This is a genomic window from Empedobacter sp. UBA7252 (assembly GCF_002472765.1).
Classification (GTDB): domain Bacteria; phylum Bacteroidota; class Bacteroidia; order Flavobacteriales; family Weeksellaceae; genus Empedobacter; species Empedobacter falsenii_B.
In genome coordinates, this window is sequence record NZ_DKSQ01000097.1 from 2,500 (window position 1) to 3,252 (window position 753).

Genomic DNA, 753 nt, shown 5'->3' on the forward strand with positions numbered 1-753 from the left:
GTAGAGAGGTTTACGGCCAAGTCTTTTTTCGTTAGTTTTTTTGACGAAAAAAAGTGACAAAAGATTCTGCACTTCGATTGCCTCAGTGCCCGTATTAAAAGTGACTACGAATTTTAATTAAAAAGAAGGATTATGAAAAACTATATTCATTCATTTTTATTCATTACTTTTTTAATTGTTTTTAAATGAATTCATATGCCCTTCGGGGAAGTCTTGACACAAAAACGAACCAAAAAAAGTCAAGTCTATGCTTACAAGTCGGTCAATAACGACTACTCGCTAAATTCATTTCTGCTTCTTTTATCGTCAGTCAGAGTGACGTTTGTAAAACGTTGTATCGAAGACTTAGACGATAAATAACAATTACTCGCTAAATGCTTAACTATGTTCATTTTTACCTTGACGCAAAAACATTTGAGATTAAGAGGAGAAGCTTGATAAGCTTCGGTATATTACTTTTTGCTTGATCAAAAAGTAATCAAAAAATCAAGACTGCGATTTTCGACGTTCAATTACCATCTCACGCACTAAAAAGATTAAATGATTCGCATACGCTCACTAATCTTTTTTACGCTTGTTTCAATGGATTGAAACTCGTCTGCAAATCGTATGTCGGCTTTAAAATTCTTATTTAAAGCAATCTCGACTCTTCAACAATGACGATTTATAAATTCGTTGTTAAAAATGAATTTTAGTATAGAAAAAGGATGAAGAAACCGGCATTAAAACTCTCACGTTAAGAAAATAATTTAA